We start from the raw sequence: 1,673 nt of genomic DNA on the forward strand, positions 1-1,673 counted from the left end.
CGCAAGAAGTGGCCTGTCAGTATTTTGAGTGAGCGACCCCTTAGCAATAAGGGTGACACGAAAGTGTCAAAGTAACAGAGATTAAACTGAAGAGTTTGATCCTGGCTCAGATTGAACGCTGGCGGCATGCCTTACACATGCAAGTCGAACGGCAGCGCGGGGCAACCTGGCGGCGAGTGGCGAACGGGTGAGTAATATATCGGAACGTACCCTGGAGTGGGGGATAACGTAGCGAAAGTTACGCTAATACCGCATACGATCTAAGGATGAAAGTGGGGGATCGCAAGACCTCATGCTCCTGGAGCGGCCGATATCTGATTAGCTAGTTGGTGGGGTAAAGGCCTACCAAGGCATCGATCAGTAGCTGGTCTGAGAGGACGACCAGCCACACTGGAACTGAGACACGGTCCAGACTCCTACGGGAGGCAGCAGTGGGGAATTTTGGACAATGGGCGAAAGCCTGATCCAGCAATGCCGCGTGAGTGAAGAAGGCCTTCGGGTTGTAAAGCTCTTTTGTCAGGGAAGAAACGGTGGGTTCTAATACAGCCTGCTAATGACGGTACCTGAAGAATAAGCACCGGCTAACTACGTGCCAGCAGCCGCGGTAATACGTAGGGTGCAAGCGTTAATCGGAATTACTGGGCGTAAAGCGTGCGCAGGCGGTTTTGTAAGTCTGTCGTGAAATCCCCGGGCTCAACCTGGGAATGGCGATGGAGACTGCAAGGCTAGAGTTTGGCAGAGGGGGGTAGAATTCCACGTGTAGCAGTGAAATGCGTAGATATGTGGAGGAACACCGATGGCGAAGGCAGCCCCCTGGGTCAAGACTGACGCTCATGCACGAAAGCGTGGGGAGCAAACAGGATTAGATACCCTGGTAGTCCACGCCCTAAACGATGTCTACTAGTTGTCGGGTCTTAATTGACTTGGTAACGCAGCTAACGCGTGAAGTAGACCGCCTGGGGAGTACGGTCGCAAGATTAAAACTCAAAGGAATTGACGGGGACCCGCACAAGCGGTGGATGATGTGGATTAATTCGATGCAACGCGAAAAACCTTACCTACCCTTGACATGGCTGGAATCCTTGAGAGATCAGGGAGTGCTCGAAAGAGAACCAGTACACAGGTGCTGCATGGCTGTCGTCAGCTCGTGTCGTGAGATGTTGGGTTAAGTCCCGCAACGAGCGCAACCCTTGTCATTAGTTGCTACGAAAGGGCACTCTAATGAGACTGCCGGTGACAAACCGGAGGAAGGTGGGGATGACGTCAAGTCCTCATGGCCCTTATGGGTAGGGCTTCACACGTCATACAATGGTACATACAGAGCGCCGCCAACCCGCGAGGGGGAGCTAATCGCAGAAAGTGTATCGTAGTCCGGATTGTAGTCTGCAACTCGACTGCATGAAGTTGGAATCGCTAGTAATCGCGGATCAGCATGTCGCGGTGAATACGTTCCCGGGTCTTGTACACACCGCCCGTCACACCATGGGAGCGGGTTTTACCAGAAGTAGGTAGCTTAACCGCAAGGAGGGCGCTTACCACGGTAGGATTCGTGACTGGGGTGAAGTCGTAACAAGGTAGCCGTATCGGAAGGTGCGGCTGGATCACCTCCTTTCTAGAGTATGCACAGAATCAGCAATGGTTCACATCATCAAGCATTCACACTTATCGACTGT

1 rRNA gene is annotated in these 1,673 nt (G+C 52.8%); it reads left to right on the plus strand.

The features are described from left to right. Positions 1–83 precede the first annotated feature (83 nt). Positions 84–1,612 (plus strand): 16S ribosomal RNA (locus BM252_RS00015). Positions 1,613–1,673: the final 61 nt, after the last annotated feature.

This window comes from Rugamonas rubra (genome assembly GCF_900114705.1).
GTDB lineage: Bacteria > Pseudomonadota > Gammaproteobacteria > Burkholderiales > Burkholderiaceae_D > Rugamonas > Rugamonas rubra.